Raw genomic sequence first — 17,371 nt, forward strand, 5'->3', positions numbered from 1 at the left:
TCCGCGGGCACACCGCCCAAAGAATTGGACAGGCGGACCGGGGTCGGCCGCATCATGGAAAGGCCTCGGCAACGTGAGCCTCGGCCAAGTGTGAGAGACAGGGAGTCGCCGTGAGGGTCGGAATCGTCGGAGCCACCGGACAGGTCGGCACGGTCATGCGCAGGATCCTCAAGGAGCGGAACTTCCCCCTGGACGAGCTGCGGCTGTTCGCCTCGGCCCGCTCGGCCGGCTCGGTCGTCGACGGCATCACGGTCGAGGACGCCTCCACCGCCGACTACTCCGGCCTGGACATCGTGCTGTTCTCGGCGGGCGGCGCGACCTCGAAGGCGCTGGCCGAGAAGGTCGCCGCCCAGGGCGCCGTCGTGATCGACAACTCCTCCGCCTGGCGCAAGGACCCCGAGGTCCCGCTGGTCGTCGCCGAGGTCAACCCGCACGCCCTGAAGAACCGCCCCAAGGGCATCATCGCCAACCCGAACTGCACCACGATGGCCGCGATGCCCGTGCTGCGTCCGCTGCACGCGGAGGCCGGCCTGGAGGCGCTGGTCGTCGCCACCTACCAGGCGGTGTCCGGCTCGGGGCTCGCGGGCGTGGCGGAGCTGCACGGCCAGGCGCAGAAGGTGATCGCCGACGCCGACCAGCTCACCCACGACGGCGAGGCCGTGGACTTCCCCGAGCCGGGCGTCTACAAGCGGCCCATCGCCTTCAATGTGCTGCCCTTCGCCGGCAACCTCGTCGACGACGGTCTGAACGAGACCGACGAGGAGCAGAAGCTGCGCAACGAGTCCCGCAAGATCCTGGAGATCCCCGAGCTGAAGGTCTCCGGCACCTGCGTGCGCGTGCCGGTCTTCTCCGGCCACTCGCTGCAGGTCAACGCCCGCTTCGCCCGGCCGATCAGCCCGGAGCGCGCCGTGGAGCTGCTCAAGGACGCCCCGGGCGTGGAGCTGTCCGACATCCCGACCCCGCTGCAGGCGGCCGGCAAGGACCCGTCCTACGTGGGCCGGATCCGCAAGGACGAGACCGTGGACAACGGCCTCGCCCTGTTCATCTCCAACGACAACCTCCGCAAGGGCGCCGCGCTGAACGCGGTGCAGATCGCGGAGCTGGTGGCGGCGGAGCTGAAGGGCTAGGCCCTGTCGTTTGGATCAGGCCGGCTGAGAGACACGGTGCCTCTCGGCCGACCCGAGCGGGGTCTGGTGCGTGCAGCTGCAAGGCGGAGGAGGGCGACAACGCGGAGCGTTGGCAACCGACGACAACGCCGCAGATGCGCGTGCCAGACCCCGCGACGCCGGGATGATCCGAACGACAGGGCCTAGCGGACACCCGCTAGGCCCTGCGGACCTCGTAGTAGAAGCAGCCGTACTCGACGGCCCGGACGTGGACGAGCGCCACGGACGGGTCGTCGAATGCTTCCGCCAGCTCCTCGTCCCCGAACCCCTCCTGGACCAGGCGCCCGCCGAGGATGTGCCCGTCGGCGGAGTAGCGCCGCAGGACGCGGTGGGCGTTGGTGAACGCCAGGCCCTCGCCTTGGGGGCCCGCGCACTCCTCGGCGTGGACGAAGACGGGGCCCTGCTCGTCGTACGGCCCCGGCTCGGCGCCGGTCCGTGCCGCCCAGCGGCGCAGCGGCGCGTACGAGACGAGGGCGATCCGCTCCCCCGGCTCGCTGTGGCGCAGGCAGCAGCGCAGCGGGGCGCCGCCCTCGTCGTCGGTGACCGGGGAGGGGGTGCGCCCCGCGTCGTCGGCGGTGCGCAGCTCCTTGAGGACCTCGGGTGCGATGGGTCGTGCGGTGTAGGTGGTCATGTGCTCAGCCTCGCGCGCGCGAGCGCCCGGCACCGGCGGGATCCGGACGTCGTGCTGCTGCCGCCGGATCATCGCCGAAGCCGGAGCTGACGTGGAAGGATGGCGCAACCGACACATCACGAGGAGATGACCGCGTGCCTGGCACAAACCTGACTCGCGAAGAGGCGCAGCAGCGGGCGAAGCTGCTCACCGTTGACTCGTACGAGATCGATCTCGACCTCTCCGGCGCGCAGGAGGGCGGCACCTACCGGTCCGTGACCACGGTGCGCTTCGACGTCGCCGAGGGCGGCGCCCAGTCGTTCATCGACCTGGTGGCGCCCACCGTCCACGAGGTGACCCTCAACGGGGACGCGCTGGATCCGGCGGAGGTCTTCCAGGACTCCCGGATCACGCTGCCCGGGCTGCTGGAGGGCCGCAACATCCTGCGGGTCGTCGCGGACTGCGCCTACACCAACACCGGTGAGGGCCTGCACCGCTTCGTCGACCCGGTCGACGACCAGGCCTATCTGTACACGCAGTTCGAGGTGCCCGACGCGCGGCGGGTGTTCGCGTCCTTCGAGCAGCCGGACCTGAAGGCCACCTTCCAGTTCACCGTGAAGGCGCCCGAGGGCTGGACCGTCATCTCGAACTCGCCGACGCCTGAGCCCAAGGACAACGTCTGGGTCTTCGAGCCGACCCCGCGGATCTCGACGTACATCACCGCGCTGATCGCCGGCCCGTACCACTCCGTGCACAGCGTGTACGAGAAGGACGGGCAGTCCGTGCCGCTCGGCATCTACTGCCGGCCCTCGCTCGCCGAGTACCTCGACGCGGACGCGATCTTCGAGGTGACCCGGCAGGGCTTCGACTGGTTCCAGCAGAAGTTCGACTACGCCTACCCGTTCGCCAAGTACGACCAGCTCTTCGTGCCCGAGTTCAACGCGGGCGCCATGGAGAACGCGGGCGCGGTCACCATCCGCGACCAGTACGTCTTCCGGTCCAAGGTGACCGACGCGGCGTACGAGGTGCGCGCGGAGACGATCCTGCACGAGCTGGCCCACATGTGGTTCGGCGACCTGGTCACCATGGAGTGGTGGAACGACCTGTGGCTGAACGAGTCGTTCGCCACGTACACGTCGATCGCCTGCCAGGCGGCCGCGCCGGGCTCGAAGTGGCCGCACTCGTGGACGACGTTCGCCAACTCCATGAAGACCTGGGCGTACCGGCAGGACCAGCTGCCCTCCACGCACCCGATCATGGCGGACATCCGCGACCTGGACGACGTGCTCGTCAACTTCGACGGCATCACCTACGCCAAGGGCGCGTCCGTGCTGAAGCAGCTGGTCGCCTACGTCGGTGAGGACGAGTTCTTCCGGGGCGTGCAGGCGTACTTCAAGCGGCACGCGTTCGGCAACACCAGGCTGTCGGACCTGCTGGGCGCGCTGGAGGAGACCTCCGGGCGCGATCTGAAGACCTGGTCGCAGAAGTGGCTGGAGACGGCGGGCATCAATGTGCTGCGGCCCGAGATCGTCACGGACGCGCAGGGGGTAGTCACCTCCTTCGCCGTCCGCCAGGAGGCCCCGGCGCTGCCCGCCGGCGCCAAGGGCGAGCCGGTGCTGCGCCCGCACCGCATCGCCGTCGGCCTGTACGACCTCGACGACGCGGGCAAGCTGGTGCGCACCGAGCGGATCGAGCTGGACGTCGACGGGGAGCTGACCGCCGTACCGCAGCTGGCCGGCAAGCCCCGTCCGGCCGTGGTGCTGCTGAACGACGACGACCTGTCGTACGCCAAGGTGCGCCTGGACGAGCAGTCGCTGGCCGTGGTCACCGAGCACCTCGGGGACTTCACCGAGTCGCTGCCGCGCGCGCTGTGCTGGGCGTCCGCGTGGGACATGACGCGGGACGCGGAGCTGGCGACCCGGGACTATCTGGAGCTGGTGCTGTCCGGCATCGGCAAGGAGTCCGACATCGGCGTGGTGCAGTCGCTGCACCGGCAGGTGAAGCTGGCGATCGACCTGTACGCCGACCCGGCCGCCCGCGAAACCCTGCTGACCCGCTGGACCGACGCCACGCTGGCGCACCTGCGCTCCGCCGAGGCGGGCAGCGACCACCAGCTGGCCTGGGCGCGGGCGTTCGCGGCGACCGCGCGCACCCCGGAGCAGCTGGACCTGCTGGAGGGGCTGCTGGACGGCTCGCAGTCGGTCGAGGGCCTGGTCGTGGACACCGAGCTGCGCTGGGCGTTCGTGGAGCGGCTCGCGGCGGTGGGGCGCTTCGACGAGGCGGAGATCGCCGGCGAGTACGAGCGGGACAAGACCGCCGCGGGTGAGCGCCACGCGGCGACCGCGCGGGCGGCGCGTCCCACGCCGGAGGCCAAGGCGGAGGCATGGGCGTCCGTCGTGGAGTCCGACAAGCTGCCGAACGCCGTGCAGGAGGCGGTGATCGGCGGGTTCGTGCAGACCGACCAGCGCGAGCTGCTCGCGCCGTACGCCGAGCGGTACTTCGACGCCGTCAAGGGCGTGTGGGAGTCCCGGTCGCACGAGATGGCCCAGCAGATCGCGGTCGGGCTGTACCCGTCGGTGCAGGTGTCGCAGGAGACGCTGCGCCTGACGGACGCGTGGCTGGAGTCCGCCGAGCCCAACGCCGCGCTGCGGCGCCTGGTGTCGGAGTCCCGCTCGGGCGTCGAGCGGGCGCTGCGCGCGCAGGCGGCGGACGCGGCGGCCGGCGACCACTGAGTCCGGTGCGTGCGAGGGGTGCCCGGCCGTCGCCGGGCACCCCTCGCACCGTTCACCCGGGGCGGGCCGCCCGACGCAGGGCCCGTCAGTGACACGGTCCGGAGTAACACGGTCCGGCCTCCTGCGCCCCGGTTCAGGTACTGGCCGCCTCGCACAGGGCCCGTCGGAAACACGACCCGGACCCCCGCGCCCCGGTTCAGGGGCGGGCCGCCCGGCGCAGGGCCGCCAGGACCCGGCCCACCGCCGGTGCCTCCTCCGCACCCCTGCGCACCGCCGCCACCACGTGCCGTACCGGCCGGTCCTCGGTCAGTTCGCGCATCGCCACCCCGGACCGGGGCACCGCGGCCATCCGGGGGACGAGCGCCACCCCCATGCCCGCCTCGACCATCGCCAGGATCGCCGTCCAGCCGGACGCCGCGTGCCCCTGTACGGGGCGGAAGCCGGCCGCCTCACAGGCGCCCCGGGTGATGTCCGACCAGGGGCCGCTGCCGCCGAAGATCCACGGTTCGGCGGCGAGGTCGGCCAGCCGCAGACGGCTCGCCGAGGCCAGCGGGTGGTCCCGGGGCAGCGCGACGTCCAGGGGGTCGGCGAGCAGCGGCGCGAGGTGGAAGCGGGCGTCGCGGGCGGTGGGCGCGTGGGCGGCGAGGGACAGGGCGAGATCGACGTCCCCGGCGGCCAGCAGGTCGTAGGCATGGGCGGCCTCGGTCTCCCGCACCCGTACGGTGACGGCCGGCGCCGACTCCTTCAGGGCCCGCACGGCGGGGACGACCAACGCCGGTACGGCCGTGGAGAACGCCCCGATCCGCACCTCGCCCGCCTCCCCGCGCAGGTACGCCGTCAGCTCGGCGTCGGCGCGTTCCAGTTGTTCGAAGACGGCCTCCGCGTGCCGCAGCACCAGCCGCGCGGCCCCCGTCAGCCGCACCCGGCGCCCGTGTGCCTCCAGCAGGGGCACCCCGAGCTGTTTGGCGAGGTTGGTCAGCTGCTGGGAGACGGCCGACGGGGTCATCCGCAGGGCCTCGGCGGTCGCGGTGACCGTGCCCTCCTCCCGCAGGGTCCGCAGGATCTGCAGTTTCCGGATGTCCCAGTCGGCCATGGCCGCAACCTATCCGGCCGTCGGCGTCAGGCGGACGCTCGGGAGGAGGCTCCGAGCATCACCCCGCCGAGGATGAGCGCCATGCACAGCACCTGCCACACGCCGATGGCCTCGCCGAGCACCGCCCAGGACAGCAGGGCCACGCACACCGGCTGCAGGTAGTAGACGACACCGGCTCGGGTCGGGCCGACCAGGGCGACGGCCTTGTTCCAGGCGAAGAAGGCGACGGCGGAGGAGGCCACGCCGACGTACAGCAGCGGCAGGACCGTGCCGGGCGCGGGGGTGAAGCCGCCCTGCAGGGTGAGGCTCGCCGCCTGCGCGGGGAGCAGCATCACCGTGCCGGCGAGGAACGTGGTGAACAGGAAGGCGGTGCCGTCGATGCCGGCCGGGCGGCGGCGCAGCAGGGCGCTGTAGCCGGCGAAGCAGCAGGCGGCGGCGATCATCCACAGGTCGCCGGTGGAGAAGGAGGCCGTGCCGCCCTGGCCGACGAGCAGCATCACGCCCGCGCAGGCGGTGAGCAGCCCGGCGATGCGGCGGCCGCCGAGCCGGGTGCCGCCGGCGCGTTCGTAGAGCGCCATCAGCACCGGCGACGCGGCCATGATCATGCCCATGTTGGCAGCCGGGGTGGTCACACCGGCCTGGTTGACCAGGGTGTTGTAGACGGCGACGCCGAGCAGGGAGGCGAGCAGCACGTAGCGGAGGTGGCGGCGGATCAGGGCGCGCTGCCGCCAGGCCCGGCGGGCGCCGAAGGGGGCGACGACGGCCAGCGCGATCACCCAGCGCCAGAACGCGTGCTGCACGGGCGGCACGCTCTCGCCGAGGGCGCGCGAGGCGACGAAGCTGCCGGACCAGACGGCGGTGGCCACGGCGGCGAGCGCGATCCCCAGGGCGGCGGCCCTGGGGATCGCGGTGGGGCGAGGTGAGGTGGTGCGGGTGACGGTGACGGTCACGAAGCTCCCTTCGGTGAGGTGGTGTCCTCACCGTCGCAAGGCCCCACCTGTCACGTCCATCGAATCTTTCCGATCTTTCCTGTTAGGGAAACTGAACGATCGGGTGGCCGGGCGGCCGCCTCGCTGTCCGAGCTGACCCGCCACGGTTGCGGTGAACGCCAGCGCCATGCCGGTCAGTTGCAGCGGGGTGAGGCTCTGGCCGAGCGCGGCCCAGCCGACGATCGCCGCCGTCAGCGGGGAAAGCGGGCCGAGGAAGGTGACCTGGGTGGCGCTGAGGCGGCCGATGCCGCGGAACCACAGCCAGTAGCCGACGGCCGTGTTGGCGAGCGCCAGGTAGAGGTAGCCGCCGATCGCCCGGCCGTCCAGGGCGGGCGGGGCACCCTCGACGAGGAGGGCGAGCGGGGCGATCAGCAGTCCGCCGGCCGTCAGCTGCCAGCCGGTCAGCGCCAGCGGACCGACCCCCTCGGGGCGGCCCCACTTCTTGGTCAGGACCGTACCGGCCGACATCGAGGCGGTGGAGGCGAGCGCGGCCAGCACCCCGACGGTGTCGAGCGCGCCGGCCGCCTTCAGCACGACCAGGCTGACGCCGAACGCGGCGGCGACCCCGGTGAGCACGGAGCGGACCGTCGGCCGCTGCCCGAGCAGCAGCGCGGACAGGCCGACGACGAACAGCGGGCCGATCGAGCCGACGACCGCGGCCATGCCGCCGGGCAGCCGGTAGGCGGACAGGAACAGCAGCGGGAAGAAGGCGCCGATGTTCAGCGCGCCCAGCGCGGCCGCCTTGCCCCACCAGGCGCCGCGCGGCAGCACCCGGGTGAGGGCGAGGAGCAGCAGACCGGCGGGCAGGGCCCGCATCAGGCCGGTGAACAGCGGGCGGTCGGGCGGCAGGAACTCGGTGGTGACGGCGTAGGTGGTGCCCCAGGAGACCGGGGCGAGGGCGGTGAGCAGGACGGTGGAGGTGCGGGGACGGGACATCGGTGTCTCCTCGGGGGTCACGCCGCGACCGGCGCGGTGGCGGGGGCGGCGGCGTGGGTGACGGTGACGGCCTGGGGGCGCACGGCCTCGGCGGGCAGGCGGCGCTCCACGCGGATCAGCAGGGCGGCGGCGAGCGCCGAGGTGGCGATCAGGACGGCCCAGGGCAGCCGGCCGTCGGCCGCGAACAGGGTGGTGAACAGGGACGGCGCCACGGCCTTGGCCAGCGACCAGGAGACCTGGTAGGCGGCCATGTAGCGGCCGCGCAGCGCCTCGGGGGCGGCGGACACGGCGAGCACCTCGGCGGCGGGGCTGTGGATCAGCTCGCCGAGCGTGTAGACGACGATGACGGCCGTGAGGGCGGTGCCGAGCACCGGGCCGGACGTGGGCCGCACGGTGCCGAGGACGATCTGCGCGGCGAACGCGGCGGAGAACAGGGTGCCGCCGAGCGCCGCGGCCCGGGTGCGGCGGGCGCCGGCCCTGCGTACCCGGCTGCCGACGTAGACCCCGGCCAGGGCGCACAGCACGGTGTTGACGGTGAACGCGGCGCCGGTGAGCGCGGCGGGCGCGTGCAGCCACTCCAGCAGGAACAGCGGGAAGAGCACGGAGAGGGCCGAGTAGCTCAGCGCGTTGAGGAAGTTGGCGCCGGTGACCACGAGGAAGGGCCGGTCGGCGAGGACCATCCGGTACCCGGCGCGGCGGCGGGCGGTGGTGGACCGTACCGGCTTCAGGGGGCGCAGCAGCAGCGCGGCCAGCGCGAAGGACAGGGCGTTGCCCCAGGCGGTGTAGGTGTAGCCGGTGGGCCCGGCGAAGGCGATGACCAGCGAGGCGAGCAGCGCGCCGGCGCCGTTGCCGCCGTTCTGCAGCGCGCGGGTGGCGGCCTGGAGCCGGTCGCGGTCCGCGCCTAGGGCCACCTCGCCGATCAGGGACTGCTGTACGGCGGGGAAGGCGCGGTCGGCGGCGGCGGTGACCAGGGCGACGGCGGCGAACGCGGGCAGCGCGTGGGCGAAGGGGTAGAGCGCGAACCCGGCGACCCGCACGCCGTAGAGCACGTACTGCACGGGCCGGGCGCCGAAGCGGTCGACGGCCGCCCCGGCGAGCGGCAGGGCGGTCAGGCCGGCGAGGCCGGTGACGGTGAGGACGGCGCCGACGACGGTGAACGACAGCCCCGTGACGTAGTGGAAGAACACCAGCGTGAAGGGCACGTACATGCCGGTGCCGACGCCGTTGACGGCGGCTGCGACCGGCAGGGCCCACTGGCCCGGTATGCGATCCGACTTCTTCACGGCGACGCCCCCTCGGTGGTTGCTTGATGGGAAGTAGCTTAGCTCTAAGCTACTTTCTGTCAAGCCACTTTCTTGCGGTCGACCGACCGGATGCGCATACTCGGCCCCATGAACCCGAATCCCCAGCCCCCGGCGCCCCGGGACACGGTCGACGCGATCATCGAGCAGTGGGCCGCCGTGCGCCCCGACCTCGACACCCGGGCGATGGAGGTCTTCGGCCGCGTCTACCGGCTCGCGCGCACCATGGGCGACCGCATGGAGAAGGCGTACACCCGGTTCGGGATCTCCCGCGGCGAGTTCGACGTCCTGGCCACACTGCGCCGCGCGGGCGAGCCGTACACCCTCTCACCGCGCCAGCTCTCGGCCACGCTGATGCTCACCACCGGCGGCATGACCGGCCGCCTGGACAAGCTGGAGCGCGCCGGTCTGCTGCGCCGCTCCCCCGACCCGCACGACCGCCGCGGACTGCAGGTGACCCTCACCGAGGAGGGGCTGCGCCTGATCGACGAGGCCGTCGGCGCGGGCCTCGCCGTCCAGACGGAGGCGCTGACCGCGGCCCTCGACGAGAAGCAGGCCGGCCAACTGGCCGACCTGCTGCGGGATCTGCTCGCGGGCACCGAGCGGTCGGGGCACTGACCGCCCGGGGCGCTCAGCCCAGGTGCGCGGCGAGGGCGGCTTCGATCGCCGCCGGGGCCGCCGCGTCCGAGGCCCAGGCCACGTAGCCGTCGGGGCGGACCAGGACCGTCGTACGGCGCTCGCTCGCCCAGCGGGCGACGGTCAGGCGGTCCTTGCGGGCGCCGGGGTCGTGCGCCTCGGGGGCGATCAGGACGAAGCGGCCGTCGCGCAGGGCCTCGTAGAGGCGGCCGCCGCCGGCCAGGGCGACGTCGGGGACGCGGGTGCCGGTCAGCGGGTGCGCGCCGCGCGGTGCCGGGTAGCGGTAGCCGATCCCGGTGATCTGGCCGACGGCACGGCGGCGGACCGGCGCGGTGTGGTCGAGGACGGCGGTCACGGCGGCGCGCAGCGCCAGCGTCCAGGGGCGCTTGGCCATCGCCATGCGGACGATCCCGCCGCTGCTGCGCAGCACGGACCTGCCGACGGGGTGACGTTCGGCCTGGTAGGTGTCCAGCAGCGCCTCCGGGGCGTGGCCGTGCAGCACCTGGGCGAGCTTCCAGCTCAGGTTGGCGGCGTCCTGCAGGCCGGTGTTCATGCCCTGGCCGCCGGCCGGGGTGTGCACATGGGCGGCGTCCCCGGCGAGGAAGACCCGGCCCACCCGGTAGGCGGGCGCCTGGCGTTCGTCGCTGTGGAAGCGGGACATCCAGCGGGCGTCGTGCATCCCGTAGTCCCGGCCGAGGGCGAGCCGGGTGATCTCCTTGACCTCCGCCAGGTCCAGGGGTGTGTCGTCGCAGACGTCGCGGCCGCGGTGCCAGCCGATGACGCGGTACCAGCCGTCGCCGAACGGCGCGAGGAAGGCGAAGGCGTCCCCGACGGCGTTGACCGTCAGCAGGTTCGCCGGCTCCTCGGCCAGCCGCACGTCCGCGAGCACGACCGAGCGGATCACACTGCGGCCGGGGAAGGGCAGGTCCAGGGCGGTGCGTACGGCGCTGCGCATGCCGTCGGTGCCGACGACGTACGCCGCCCGCAGCTCCTCGGTGACGCCGGACGCGGTGCGGACCCGTGCGGTCACGCCGTCCGCGTCCTGGGTGAGACCGGTCAACTCCGTCTCGTAGCGGAAGTCCACGCCCGCCTCGACGGCGCGCTTCTGGAGGGCCTTCTCCACCTCGTACTGCGGGACGACGAGGAGGTGGTTGAAGCGGGAGGGGAGGGTGGCGAGGTCGACGGTGAGCCGGCCGAAGAGACGGAGACGGTCCAGCGGGCGGCCGGCGGCCTCCACCGCGTCGGCGAGTCCGCGGGCGTCGAGCTGCTCCAGGGTGCGGGCGTGCAGGACGAAGGCGCGGGAGAGGTTGCTGACCCGCTGGGGCCGCTTCTCGACGAGCGTGACCGGGACTCCTGCGGCGGCCAGGTCACCGGCCAGCAGCAGGCCGGTGGGGCCGGAGCCGACGACGAGGATGTTTCCCGTGGTGCCGTTCATGGGGGCCTCCTGGGGGCGCGGCGGCCGGTGCCGCCGTCGGTGCGCCAACGCTTGTTTGCCAACAACTGTTGACCAACGCTTGTTGACCAACGTAGGGGCGGGTCCGGCGGCTGTCAACACTTGTTGGCCCACAGCTGTTGGCCTACGCTCGTTGACATGTCAGCAAGCACCCCCGACACCCCCCGCGCCACCACGCCCAGCACCACCGCTTCCGGCGGCACCGCGCCCACCGCCCCCCGCCCCGCCACCTCCCGCTCCGACGCCACCCGCGCCGCCATCCTCACCGCCGCCCGCGAGCGCTTCGCCGCCGACGGATACGAGCGGGCCACCATCCGGGCCATCGCCAAGGACGCCCGTATCGACCCCTCGATGGTGATGCGCTACTTCGGCAGCAAGGAGGGGCTGTTCGCGGCGGCCGTCAGCCTCGACCTGCGGCTGCCCGACCTGACCGGGGTGCCCCGCGCCGAGATCGGGCGGCTGCTGGTGCGCCACTTCCTCGGCCTGTGGGAGGAGAACGAGGAGCTGACCGCCGTCCTGCGGGTCGGCGCCACCAACCAGGCCGGCGCGGAGCGGATGCAGCGCGTCTTCCGCGAGCAGATACTCCCCGTCGCACGGCAGGTCTGCCCCGACCCCGAGCAGGGCCCGGCCCGCGCCGCCCTGGTCGCCGCCCAGCTGCTCGGCCTCGCGCTCACCCGCTACGTCCTGCGGCTGGAGCCGGCCGTCGCGCTCGCCCGCGAGGAGCTCGTGGCCTGGCTCGCCCCGACCGTGCAGCGGTACCTCACGGCGGCGCACCCGGGACCCGGCGGGACGCCGGGAGGTGACCAGCCGTGACCCACCCGGCGCCGAGAAGGAGCACACTGCCCGCTATGCCCCTTTCTGTGGCGTATACATAGGCAGGGAACCCGTCGAGATCGGCGTCCTTCGTTTTGGGGACGTCTGGCGTCGCGCCCGCTGGGTAGGGCTGCGGTAACCCGTTCACACGCCGCACTCGGCACACGCGACAAGGAGGCCCTCGTGGCCGCATCGGCACACCTTCTGCTCTCGGCCCTGTCCAAACCCGGGCTCCAGACCGCCCTGCCCCGCCCGGCCGCGGCCCCGGACATCGAGTCCGACACCGGCCTCACCTGCGTCTTCAGCGCCGAGAGCGCCTGCGCCGAGGCCCCGCTGACCAGCGAGCCGCCGCTGCCCGACGCCGAGCCCCTCACCAGCGAGCCGCCCCTGTCCGACGCGGCCCCGCTCACCAGCGAGTCGGACGCCTACCCGGACGCCGGCACCACGAGGCCGTAGATGACCGCACCCGCGCCGCACGCCGCCACCCCGGACGCCGACCTCGCGCGCCTCGCCGAGCTGCACGGCGTGGCGCCCTCCTACCAGCCCTCCCCGGACCGCACGGTGGCCGCGTCGCCGGCCGCGCTGGTCCGCGTCCTCGGCGCCCTCGGTGTGGACGCGAGCACCCCCGGGGCCGTCGCCGCCGCGCTCGCCGCGCGCGAGCGCGAGCTGAGCGAACGGCTGCTGCCGCCGACGCTGGTGAGCTGGGCCGGCGCCGTCCCCGAGGCGCTGACGGCCCTCCCCGGGGGAACCCGGGTGGAGGTCGTCACCGAGCAGGGCGAGACGCGGACCGGCACCGACGGCCTGCCGTACGGCGTGCACCGGCTCACCGCCACCGCGCCCGACGGCCGCAGCGCCGAGGCGCACCTGGTGGTCGCCCCGCCCCGGCTGCCGACGCCGACGGCCCGCTCGTACGGCCTGCTGGTCCAGCTGTACTCACTGCTGTCGCGGCGCTCGTGGGGCATGGGCGACCTCGGTGACCTCGGCGAGCTGGCCGCCTGGGCCGGACGCGCGCTGGGCGCGGGGTTCGTGCAGGTCAACCCGTTGCATGCGGCGGTGCCCGGGGCGCCGACCGATCCGTCGCCGTACCGCCCGTCCTCCCGGCGCTTCCCCGACCCGGTCCATCTACGCGTCGAGGACGTCCCGGAGTACGCCTACGCCGACGACCGCGAGCACCTCGGGGCTCTGCTGGAGCGCGCGGCGGGGCTGCGTGAGGCGGTGCTGGACAAGGGCGCGCTGATCGACCGGGACGCGGTGTGGGAGCTCAAGCGCGCGGCCCTGGAGATCGTGCGGCGGGTGCCGCTCGGGCCGGGACGGCGGGCGGCGTACGCGGACTTCCTCGCCGAGCAGGGGCAGGCCCTGGAGGACCACGCGACCTGGTGCGCGCTGGCCGAGGTGCACGGCCCGGACTGGAGCCGGTGGCCGGAGGGACTGCGTGATCCCCGGTCGGCCGAGACGGCACGCGCCCGTGCCGAGCTGATGGACCGGGTGGACTTCCACAGCCATCTCGCCTGGCTGACCGACGCGCAGCTGCGGGCCGCCCAGCGCGCGGCGCGGGACGCGGGCATGGACGTCGGGGTGGTGCACGATCTCGCGGTCGGGGTGCACCCCGAAGGCGCGGACGCGTGGGCGCAGCAGGACTTCTTCGCGGCCGGGATGTCGGTGGGGGCGCCGCCGGACGCGTTCAACGCGCGCGGGCAGGACTGGGGGCTGCCGCCGTGGCGGCCCAACCGGCTGGCCGCGTCCGGGTACGCGCCGTACCGGGATCTGCTGCGGGCGCTGTTCCGGTACGCGGGGGCGCTGCGCATCGACCATGTGATGGGGCTGTTCCGGCTGTGGTGGGTGCCGCAGGGCGAGGCGCCGACCGAGGGCGCGTACGTGCGCTACGACGCGGAAGCGATGCTCGCGGTGCTGGTGCTGGAGGCGTCCCGGGCCGGCGCGGTGGTGGTCGGCGAGGACCTCGGCACGGTGGAGCCGGGGGTGCGGGAAGCGCTGCGCGAGCGCGGGGTGCTGGGGACGTCGGTGCTGTGGTTCGAGCGGGACTGGACGGGCGACGGACGTCCGCTGCCGCCGGAGCGCTGGCGCGCGGACTGCCTGGCGACGGCCACCACGCACGACCTGCCGCCGACCGCGGCCCGGCTGACCGGCGAGCACGTGGACCTGCGCGAGCGTCTCGGGCTGCTGACGCGGCCGTTGGAGGTGGAGCGGGAGGAGGCGTCCGCGGACACCGGGGAGTGGCTGGCGCTGCTGGCCCGGCTGGGGCTGCTGCACGGCGCGGGCGGCTCGGACGTCTCCTCGGAGGAGGCGGAGATCCAGGCGGTGCACCGGTTCCTGCGGCGCACGCCGGCCCGGCTGGTCGGGGTGTGGCTGCCGGACGGGGTCGGGGACCGGCGACCGCAGAACCTGCCGGGGACCTGGGACCAGTACCCGAACTGGCGGCTGCCTGTCGCGGACGCGGCGGGCCGCCCGGTGACGCTGGAGGAACTGGCCGCCTCACCCCGGCTGCACGCGCTGGTGGAGGCGGTGCGCGCCGAACCGTGAGCCCCGTACGGCACCCCGGGCGCGCGGGCCGTGAGGGCGTTCGCTACTTTGGCACCGTGGACAAGAAGAACGCCCTGCGCGCCGGCGCCCTGGCCGCCGGTACGACGCTGATGATGCTGCTCATGTCGTCCCCCGCGCTCGCGCTGACGCGCGACGACGGCGACGACCCCGGCAAGGGCCTCAGCGTCGGCGAGACGCTGGGTCTGTATGTCTTCGCCCCGCTGGTGGCCTTCGCGGTCATCACGGGCCTGGTGATGGTCCTCGACCGCTCCAAGACCCGGGTGACGAAGCCGAAGAAGGCGCGGGCCTGACGGCTCTCCCACCCCTCGCCGCAGAACGAACCCGGTCCGCCCCGTGCGACCGGGTTCTTCGCTTGCGGGCCCGCCCGCCTTTTTTGTGGGCCACTATTCACTCAGTACATGTACTCAGTGCATACTGATCTCCATGAGCACCCGCCACGTCCTGCTGGGCCTGCTCGCTTCCGGGCCGAGCCATGGCTACGACCTCAAGCGGCGCCACGACGAACGCTTCCCGCAGGCCCGTCCGCTCGCCTACGGGCAGGTCTACACGACCCTGCAACGCCTGGTCCGCGACGGTCTGGCGGCCGTGGAGGGCACCGAGTCCGAGGGCGGTCCGGAGCGCACGACGTACCGCGCGACGGCGGACGGCGAGGCCGAACTGGCCCGCTGGGCGGCCGAGGTCGCGCCGCCGGCGCCGTTCGTGGCGAACGAGATCTTCGCCAAGGTGGTCGTGGCGATCCTCACCGGCGGCGACCCGGCGGCCTATCTGCGGGCGCAGCGCGCCGCGCACATGGCACGGATGCGGGAGCTGACGGCCGTGAAGACCGCCACGGGCGCCGACCTGGCGACCGTGCTCTCGGCGGACTACGCCGTCAACCACCTCGACGCCGACCTCCGCTGGATGTCCACCACGGCGGACCGGCTCACCCATCTGACCGCGGAGGTCGACAGAGCATGAACACCAAGGGGGAGGGCGCGGCGGTGCTGCTGGCGGCCCGCGGCCTGGTCAAGGCGTACGGCAGGACACCGGCCCTGCGCGGCGCCGGACTGGACCTGCGGGCCGGGGAGATCCTCGCGGTGACCGGGGCGAGCGGCAGCGGCAAGTCCACGCTGCTGCACTGCCTGGCGGGGATCGTCCGACCCGACGAGGGCTCGGTGGTGTACGCCGGGGAGCACCTGGAGCGGCAGTCGGAGCGCCGGCTCGGCGAGCTGCGCCGCACGGACTTCGGGGTCGTCTTCCAGTTCGGGCAGCTGATCCCGGAGCTGACGGTGCTGGACAACGTGGCGCTGCCGCTGCTGCTGGGCGGCCTCGCCAGGCCGGCGGCACAGGAGCGGGCGGGTGAGTGGCTGGAGCGGTTCGGGGTGCGCGGGCAGGGCGAGCTGCGTCCCGGTGAGCTGAGCGGCGGCCAGGCGCAGCGGGCGGCGCTGGCGCGGGCGCTGGTGACGGGTCCGCGGATCGTGTTCGCGGACGAGCCGACGGGCGCGCTGGACTCGCTGGCGGGCGAGCAGACGATGACGGCGCTGGTGCACACGGCCCGGGAGACGGGCGCGGCGGTCCTGCTGATCACCCACGACGCGCAGACCGCGGCGTACGCGGACCGCGAGGTGCGGCTGAGCGACGGCGCCGTCACGGAGCTGGGGGTGAACGCGTGAGGGAACACGGGGCCGAGCCCGGTGTGGGTGCCGATCTGCGGCTGGCCTGGGCGCTCACGCGCGGGTCGGACCGGCGGGAGTGGTGGCGGGCCGGGCTGACCGCGGCCGGCGCGGCGGCGGCGACCGGCTTCGCGCTGTCGGCGGCCGTCCTGGGGGCGCTGCGGGGCGGTCACGACGTTCCGGTCGGCGGCAGTCTGCTGGACGAGCCGGGGACCCGCTCGGGGGTGATCGTCGGTCTGCTTCTGCTGCTGGTGCCGGTGCTGGGGTTCCTCGGCCAGTGCGCCCGGATCGGCGCCGTGCACCGCGACCGGCGGCTGGCCGGGCTGCGGCTGGCCGGTGCCACGCCCCGGCAGGTGCGCCGGATCGCGGCGCTGGAGACGGGGCTGGCCACGCTGGCCGGATCGGCGGTGACGACGGCCGTCGCCGTGCCGGTGCTGGCGGCGCGGTGGCCCGACGCGCCGGTCCTGGCGTGGGTGGCGGTCGGCGTGGTCGGCATCGGGGTGCCGGTCCTGGGCGCGGCGGCGGGCGCGCTGGCGCTGCGCCGGGTGGTGGCCTCACCGCTGGGCTGGGTACGACGGGTGCGGCCGCGCACCGGGCGCGGGCCGGTCCTGGCGTTCCTGGCCGGGCTCGCGCTGGTGGCGGTGATGGCGTTCGCCGTCGTGGCGGGTACCGGCGGCTCGTCACCCCGGCCCGCGTACGCCGAGGGGCCGCTGCTGGTGTTCGGCCTGCTCCTGGCCGTGGGGGCGGGAGCGGTGTGGCTCAGCGGGGTCACGGCCCGGCTCACCGGCCGGCTCCTCGCGCCCCGGGCCGGCTCGGCGGCGACGCTGATCGCGGCGGAGCGACTGCGGGACGACCCGTGGGCGGCGGCCCGCACCCATGCGGCGGTCCTGCTGGTGACGGTGGCCGGCACCGGCTTCGTCGGCATCCGGCAGGCCATGCTGGACGATCTGCACCGGATGAGCCGGGAGGGCACCCTGGGCTCGGACATGGGCTACTACACCGGCGGCCTGAACCTCACCGCGGCAGCGCTGGCCGTCGCCCTCGCGATCACCCTGTCCGGGCTGGCCGTCGGGACGGCCGAGTCGGTGGCCACCCGGCGCCGGGGCCTGGCCGCACAGGCCGCCGCCGGGGTGCCGCGCACGGTGCTCGGACGGGCCCTGCTGCTGGAGACGGCGCTGCCGCTGGCCCCGGCGCTGACCTTGGCGGGCGTCGGCGGCATGGCGGTCGGCACCTGGTACGGCACCGTCACCGCCGGCCGGGGCACACCGGTCGTGCCGTACGCGGCCCTGCTGGTACCGGTGGCGGTGTTCGCCGTGTGCCTGCTGGCGGCGGCCACGGCACTGCCCCTGCTGCGCCGCACCACGGGCCCGGCGGAGCTGAGGTACACGTGACCCCGGCCGCGCACGCCGGCCACCACTGACCGCCCGCCCG

Annotated in this window: 16 protein-coding genes; 10 read left to right on the forward strand and 6 right to left on the reverse strand. The window is 74.2% G+C overall.

Annotated features, from left to right (window positions below; translation table 11 throughout):
* Positions 1-110: 110 nt before the first annotated feature.
* Positions 111-1,127 carry an aspartate-semialdehyde dehydrogenase gene (locus tag C3489_RS15575; protein WP_103782416.1) on the forward strand — a complete coding sequence of 339 codons (1,017 nt, stop codon included), beginning with the start codon at positions 111-113 and terminating at the stop codon, positions 1,125-1,127.
* Positions 1,128-1,323: 196 nt separating this feature from the next.
* On the opposite strand, the gene C3489_RS15580 is transcribed toward C3489_RS15575, so the two are convergent.
* On the reverse strand, positions 1,324-1,797 hold the full coding sequence (locus C3489_RS15580) for a DUF1203 domain-containing protein (protein ID WP_103782417.1): 474 nt from the start codon (positions 1,795-1,797) through the stop codon (positions 1,324-1,326).
* 134 nt (positions 1,798-1,931) lie between these two features.
* Here C3489_RS15580 and pepN point away from each other — a divergent pair, with 134 nt between their 5' ends.
* On the forward strand, positions 1,932-4,508 hold the full coding sequence (gene pepN / locus C3489_RS15585; RefSeq protein ID WP_103782418.1) for an aminopeptidase N: 2,577 nt from the start codon (positions 1,932-1,934) through the stop codon (positions 4,506-4,508).
* 196 nt (positions 4,509-4,704) lie between these two features.
* On the opposite strand, the gene C3489_RS15590 is transcribed toward pepN, so the two are convergent.
* Genes C3489_RS15590 through C3489_RS15605 form a run of 4 tightly spaced genes read right to left on the reverse strand, consistent with a single transcriptional unit; the run spans position 4,705 to position 8,809 of the window.
* Positions 4,705-5,601, reverse strand: a complete 897-nt coding sequence (locus C3489_RS15590) for a LysR family transcriptional regulator (protein WP_103782419.1) — start codon at positions 5,599-5,601, stop codon at positions 4,705-4,707.
* A gap of 26 nt (positions 5,602-5,627) precedes the next feature.
* The gene (locus C3489_RS15595; protein WP_103782420.1) at positions 5,628-6,551 is read right to left on the reverse strand and encodes a DMT family transporter; all 924 of its coding nucleotides are present in this window, start codon (positions 6,549-6,551) and stop codon (positions 5,628-5,630) included.
* Between the two features lie 27 nt (positions 6,552-6,578).
* Entirely contained in the window at positions 6,579-7,526 is a 948-nt protein-coding gene (locus C3489_RS15600; RefSeq protein ID WP_103782421.1) for an EamA family transporter, read from the reverse strand.
* Positions 7,527-7,543: 17 nt separating this feature from the next.
* Positions 7,544-8,809 (reverse strand): MFS transporter, encoded by a 1,266-nt coding sequence (locus tag C3489_RS15605; protein ID WP_258054708.1) that lies wholly within the window; start codon positions 8,807-8,809, stop codon positions 7,544-7,546.
* A gap of 108 nt (positions 8,810-8,917) precedes the next feature.
* On the opposite strand from C3489_RS15605, the gene C3489_RS15610 reads away from it, so the two are divergent.
* The gene (locus tag C3489_RS15610) at positions 8,918-9,445 is read left to right on the forward strand and encodes a MarR family winged helix-turn-helix transcriptional regulator (protein WP_103782422.1); all 528 of its coding nucleotides are present in this window, start codon (positions 8,918-8,920) and stop codon (positions 9,443-9,445) included.
* Positions 9,446-9,458: 13 nt separating this feature from the next.
* Here C3489_RS15610 and C3489_RS15615 read toward each other — a convergent pair whose 3' ends face one another.
* A complete protein-coding gene (locus tag C3489_RS15615) occupies positions 9,459-10,898 on the reverse strand; it encodes an FAD-dependent monooxygenase (protein WP_103782423.1) in 1,440 nt (479 codons plus the stop codon).
* 156 nt (positions 10,899-11,054) lie between these two features.
* On the opposite strand from C3489_RS15615, the gene C3489_RS15620 reads away from it, so the two are divergent.
* The 7 genes from C3489_RS15620 to C3489_RS15650 all read left to right on the forward strand — a co-directional run bounded on the left by C3489_RS15620 (position 11,055) and on the right by C3489_RS15650 (position 17,331).
* On the forward strand, positions 11,055-11,729 hold the full coding sequence (locus tag C3489_RS15620; protein ID WP_103782424.1) for a TetR family transcriptional regulator: 675 nt from the start codon (positions 11,055-11,057) through the stop codon (positions 11,727-11,729).
* Positions 11,730-11,912: 183 nt separating this feature from the next.
* Positions 11,913-12,185, forward strand: a complete 273-nt coding sequence (locus C3489_RS15625) for a hypothetical protein (RefSeq protein ID WP_103782425.1) — start codon at positions 11,913-11,915, stop codon at positions 12,183-12,185.
* Complete coding sequence (gene malQ / locus C3489_RS15630; protein WP_103782426.1) at positions 12,186-14,267, forward strand: 4-alpha-glucanotransferase; 2,082 nt, start codon at positions 12,186-12,188, stop codon at positions 14,265-14,267.
* A gap of 56 nt (positions 14,268-14,323) precedes the next feature.
* The gene (locus C3489_RS15635; protein WP_103782427.1) at positions 14,324-14,578 is read left to right on the forward strand and encodes a hypothetical protein; all 255 of its coding nucleotides are present in this window, start codon (positions 14,324-14,326) and stop codon (positions 14,576-14,578) included.
* A 133-nt stretch (positions 14,579-14,711) separates the two neighbouring features.
* A complete protein-coding gene (locus C3489_RS15640) occupies positions 14,712-15,245 on the forward strand; it encodes a PadR family transcriptional regulator (RefSeq protein WP_103782428.1) in 534 nt (177 codons plus the stop codon).
* A complete protein-coding gene (locus C3489_RS15645) occupies positions 15,242-15,940 on the forward strand; it encodes an ABC transporter ATP-binding protein (protein WP_103782429.1) in 699 nt (232 codons plus the stop codon). The genes C3489_RS15640 and C3489_RS15645 overlap by 4 nt, the downstream gene beginning before the upstream one ends.
* Positions 15,937-17,331, forward strand: a complete 1,395-nt coding sequence (locus C3489_RS15650; protein WP_258054709.1) for an ABC transporter permease — start codon at positions 15,937-15,939, stop codon at positions 17,329-17,331. Before C3489_RS15645 ends, C3489_RS15650 begins: the two co-directional genes overlap by 4 nt.
* The last annotated feature ends 40 nt before the right edge of the window (positions 17,332-17,371 follow it).

Source organism: Streptomyces sp. Ru71, from assembly GCF_002920535.1.
GTDB lineage: Bacteria > Actinomycetota > Actinomycetes > Streptomycetales > Streptomycetaceae > Streptomyces.

Excerpts from the sequence above, each read along its gene's own strand:
- C3489_RS15580 (WP_103782417.1), bottom strand. The coding sequence starts at position 1,797 with ATGACCACCTACACCGCACGACCCATCGCACCCGAGGTCCTCAAGGAG.
- C3489_RS15590 (WP_103782419.1), bottom strand. The coding sequence starts at position 5,601 with ATGGCCGACTGGGACATCCGGAAACTGCAGATCCTGCGGACCCTGCGG.
- C3489_RS15600 (WP_103782421.1), bottom strand. The coding sequence starts at position 7,526 with ATGTCCCGTCCCCGCACCTCCACCGTCCTGCTCACCGCCCTCGCCCCG.
- C3489_RS15610 (WP_103782422.1), top strand. The coding sequence starts at position 8,918 with ATGAACCCGAATCCCCAGCCCCCGGCGCCCCGGGACACGGTCGACGCG.
- C3489_RS15615 (WP_103782423.1), bottom strand. The coding sequence starts at position 10,898 with ATGAACGGCACCACGGGAAACATCCTCGTCGTCGGCTCCGGCCCCACC.
- C3489_RS15620 (WP_103782424.1), top strand. The coding sequence starts at position 11,055 with ATGTCAGCAAGCACCCCCGACACCCCCCGCGCCACCACGCCCAGCACC.
- malQ (WP_103782426.1), top strand. The coding sequence starts at position 12,186 with ATGACCGCACCCGCGCCGCACGCCGCCACCCCGGACGCCGACCTCGCG.
- C3489_RS15640 (WP_103782428.1), top strand. The coding sequence starts at position 14,712 with ATGAGCACCCGCCACGTCCTGCTGGGCCTGCTCGCTTCCGGGCCGAGC.
- C3489_RS15645 (WP_103782429.1), top strand. The coding sequence starts at position 15,242 with ATGAACACCAAGGGGGAGGGCGCGGCGGTGCTGCTGGCGGCCCGCGGC.